Source organism: Mesorhizobium sp. M5C.F.Ca.IN.020.32.2.1, assembly GCF_004023105.1.
Classification (GTDB): Bacteria; Pseudomonadota; Alphaproteobacteria; order Rhizobiales; family Rhizobiaceae; genus Mesorhizobium; species Mesorhizobium wenxiniae.
This window is the reverse complement of the sequence record NZ_RZSX01000745.1, coordinates 1-3194: the sequence shown is the minus strand read 5'-3', so window position 1 is coordinate 3194 and position 3194 is coordinate 1. Positions and strand designations below refer to the sequence as shown.

The window sequence follows — 3194 nt, the reverse complement described above, 5'->3', positions numbered from 1 at the left end:
GCGTAAGACCGGTCAATGCGAGCGCCGCAAGGACCGCTACCGCCGCAAAAACAGCGCGCCAATGCACGAGGTCGGCAAGCACCGCCGATAATGAGACGCCGGCCACCATGCTGAGGGTCCATCCGGTCAGCACGACGCCGATCGTCCCGCTTTCGCGGCCAGGCGGCGCAATCGCTGCCGAGCTGGCATAGATTGCCGGCATGGCGACACCGGCAGCGATGCCGGCGAGAAGCTGGGCCGCAACCAGCGTTGTTACCGTCGGCGCGGCAGCGCTGGAGACAAGTGCTATCGCCAGCAGCAGCAACGCCCCTTGCAGCATGCGGCGGGCGCCGAGCCGATCTATATAGCGCGCCAGGAACAAGGCGCTTGCCGACGTGCCAAGACCGAACGCAGCGGACGCGATCATGACGGCCGGCACGCTCGTCGTAAACGACGCGGCCACTGCCGGTGCTATCGGACCGAGGACCAGCGAGTTGGAGCCGATCACGGCTATGCATCCGGTCAGCAGATAAGCGAGCGCCGGGATAGGCGGCCTTGCCGTCAAAGTTGCGGCTTGATCACTGTTCGACATATGGCCATAATGGCCGTATTAAATTCTGTATCAATAAGGAACTTCATTATGGATGAAGAAACAGATGGCGTTCCGCAGAACCGGCCTGCTGCCCGCGACGTTGACGCAACCGACCGAAAGATATTAGGCGTTCTGGTCGATGACGCCACGATCAGCTATGCCGAGCTCGGTGATCGCGTCGGCCTGTCGCCGCCGGCAGCGCATGAACGGGTGAAGCGGCTTCGGCGCAGCGGCGCCATCCGCAACACCGCGGCGATCATCGATCCCAAGGCGGTGCGCAAGCCGTTGCTCGCTTTCGTGCACATCGACACCAAGGGTTGGGGAAAGACCCCCGAACTGATGGCGATTTCCGAGCACCCCGAAGTCGAGGAGATTCATTCGGTGGCCGGCGACACATGCATGCTGATCAAGGTCCGCACCGAGGACACTCGGGCGCTCGAAGGCCTGCTGTCGCGGCTTTACGAAACGCCCGGCGTCACCTCGACACGAAGCTACGTGGTTCTGTCGACCTATCTCGAGCGGCCGGTGCAGCCGGGGATCACGACAGAATGGCCGTCGCCCCGGCACATGGCCAAGCCGCTGTATTAGTTCAAACGATCTTCACGCACGTATCCAAAATCGAACCGGGAACGTCTTAGCTATCGGGTGCCTTGTCACGATCGAGGGACCGGTTCGTTCGCCGGTTCTCGATCATGACGGGAAGGCCTGCTGCGCAACCGGAGACGTGCAATGAGAAAATTGATCGTGGGCAGCTTCATTTCGCTGGACGGCGTCATTGAAGCACCAATGGACTGGGCTTCGCCCTTCTTCGACGAAGAAGCCAGGGAGCATTCTTACCAAAAGGCTGGCGAGGCGGATTTTTTCCTGCTCGGTCGCGTGACCTATGAAATGTTTTCGGCGCGCTGGCCGCAGGTCAAGGGTAGCAAGTATATGGATCGCATGAACGGGCTGAAGAAGCTTGTCGCATCACGCAGCCTCAAAGACGTGAGCTGGAACGCGTCGCTGATCGAGGGTGATGTCGCCGCCGAAATCGCCAGGATCAAGCAGCAGGCCGGCGGGGACATACTGAAATATGGGGTGAGCAATCTCGACCAGACGCTGCTCGCCAACAAGCTAGTCGACGAGTATCAGCTCTCCATCGTGCCCACCCGTGTGGGCCATGGCAAACGCGCTTTCCAGGATATCGAGCCGTCCCTGGTCAAGCTGGAGCTTGTAAACACGCACCGGTTCAAGAACGGCGTCATCACGCTGACCTATATCCCACGGTGATCCGTCTCTGGATATTGATACCATGAAGATGCAGCCAAGAGTCGATCCAACCGGGCTTTTTGACGTCCGCTACGCCGCGTTCCTGGAGACGGTCGCACATTTGCGCGGACGGCTGCACCGCTACTGTGCACGCATGACAGGTTCGACGCTCGACGGCGAAGACGTCATGCAGGAGGCCCTGTTCGAAGCCTATCGGAAGATCGTGAAGCTTGACGATCCGAGCGCTCTTCGCACTTGGCTGTTTCGCATTGCGCATAATCGCTGCATCGATTTCCTGCGAAGCAGACAAGCGCGCGAGCGTGCGGAGGCCAATTTTGTCGAAAACGAAATCATCCTGCCGATCGAGCCGCCGGGCCAGGGCGCCGATCGCGCGATCGAACGGCTGGTGATCCACCTGCCGCCCAAGGAACGCGCCTGCGTCCTGCTCAAGGATGTATTCGACTATTCGCTGGAAGAGATCGCCGGCCTCGTCGGCTCGACCGTGGGTGGCGTCAAGGCGGCGTTGAGCCGTGGACGCTCCAAGCTGGCGATGCTGCCAAACGAACCAGACGTCCGTTCGGAGTCCCAGCGCAATGCCGAGCTTTCAAAATTGCTCAACCGCTATGTCGAGCTTTTCAATCGCCGTGACTGGGATGGCGTGCGGGCGTTGACCAGCGCCGATGCCCAATTGCGGGTCGCGGATTGCTTCAAGGGCCAGTTGTTGGAATCGCCCTATTTTGTCGAGTATGAAAACGCCCAAATGACCTGGAAGATGGTGACTGGCGAGATCGATGGCGAAGCGGTGCTGCTCGTGCTCCACCGCGCCGAAGGCGGTTGGAAACCAGCCCATCCGGTTCGGATCGAAGCGATCGACGGGGTCATAAACCGCATTGCCGATTATTACGCCTGTCCCTGGATAATGCCGGCGGCCAGAGCGGTGTTCGTTTCCATCCCCAACCAACCGGCGCATGCCCGGGCAACAAACGGGACGATGCAAGTGTCCGGCATCAACCCTAGTGAAATGATGCCGGACAAGACATAGGCGCCTTACTGAAGCTTCGCCTGCAGGGCGTTGACGTCATCCGTGGTCATCTCGCCGTCGGTCGTCACCTTGCCGTCGACGATCTTCCAGAGGCGAAACGGGCCGGTGATGTCGCCGTATTTGTCGAATGCGACCGGGCCGATGACGCCTTCGTAACGGATCGGCTTGCCATCCTTGATCAGGCCGAGCGCCTTGGCGAACTCGTCCTTGCCGGCATAGATCGGCGTGCCGGCCGGATCGACCGCCTTGTAGATCGCGTCCTTGATCTTGGCCGGGTCCTCGGAACCGGCAATGGCTATGGCCAACCCGACGATAGCGCCGGCATCATAGGAC

At 60.5% G+C, this 3194-nt stretch carries 4 protein-coding genes and 1 pseudogene; 3 read left to right on the top strand and 2 right to left on the bottom strand.

Going from position 1 to position 3194, the window contains the following annotated elements; translation table 11 throughout:
* A partial coding sequence (locus EOA86_RS28100) for an MFS transporter (protein WP_164892045.1) occupies positions 1-571 on the bottom strand: 571 nt, incomplete at its 3' end.
* Between the two features lie 48 nt (positions 572-619).
* Here EOA86_RS28100 and EOA86_RS28095 point away from each other — a divergent pair.
* From EOA86_RS28095 to EOA86_RS28085, 3 genes are all read left to right on the top strand, one after another.
* On the top strand, positions 620-1159 hold the full coding sequence (locus EOA86_RS28095) for an Lrp/AsnC family transcriptional regulator (RefSeq protein ID WP_065008381.1): 540 nt from the start codon (positions 620-622) through the stop codon (positions 1157-1159).
* A gap of 141 nt (positions 1160-1300) precedes the next feature.
* Positions 1301-1840 carry a dihydrofolate reductase family protein gene (locus tag EOA86_RS28090; protein ID WP_128344656.1) on the top strand — a complete coding sequence of 180 codons (540 nt, stop codon included), beginning with the start codon at positions 1301-1303 and terminating at the stop codon, positions 1838-1840.
* Between the two features lie 22 nt (positions 1841-1862).
* Positions 1863-2861 (top strand): sigma-70 family RNA polymerase sigma factor, encoded by a 999-nt coding sequence (locus EOA86_RS28085; RefSeq protein ID WP_128344654.1) that lies wholly within the window; start codon positions 1863-1865, stop codon positions 2859-2861.
* 5 nt (positions 2862-2866) lie between these two features.
* Here EOA86_RS28085 and EOA86_RS28080 read toward each other — a convergent pair.
* Positions 2867-3194 (bottom strand): annotated as a pseudogene (locus EOA86_RS28080) (amino acid ABC transporter substrate-binding protein); the annotation flags it as partial.

Excerpts from the sequence above, each read along its gene's own strand:
- EOA86_RS28085 (WP_128344654.1), top strand. The coding sequence starts at position 1,863 with ATGAAGATGCAGCCAAGAGTCGATCCAACCGGGCTTTTTGACGTCCGC.
- EOA86_RS28090 (WP_128344656.1), top strand. The coding sequence starts at position 1,301 with ATGAGAAAATTGATCGTGGGCAGCTTCATTTCGCTGGACGGCGTCATT.
- EOA86_RS28095 (WP_065008381.1), top strand. The coding sequence starts at position 620 with ATGGATGAAGAAACAGATGGCGTTCCGCAGAACCGGCCTGCTGCCCGC.